Below are 217 nucleotides of genomic sequence, written 5' to 3' on the forward strand. Positions count from 1 at the left end.
ACCGGCGAGTTCGACCGCCTCAAGATGACCGCACCCCAAGGCCGATCGGTGCGAGAACTGTTGATCACCATGGGATTTGCTCCCGCCGTTGCCACCCGACTCGTCCACGTCGGCACCGCCGACAACATCGACGGACTCCGTAAGCACAGCGCCTACGGGTCGGTGTCCCTCGACCACGCCGACGCCGTCGTCCGCGGACTCACCCACATCGCCTCCC

Annotated in this window: 1 pseudogene; it reads left to right on the forward strand. The window is 66.4% G+C overall.

The window, feature by feature from the left end:
• Positions 1–217 (forward strand): annotated as a pseudogene (locus ACLQ3C_RS21750) (HNH endonuclease); the annotation flags it as partial.

It is taken from the genome of Gordonia sp. DT30 (assembly GCF_049844915.1).
Lineage (GTDB): Bacteria > Actinomycetota > Actinomycetes > Mycobacteriales > Mycobacteriaceae > Gordonia.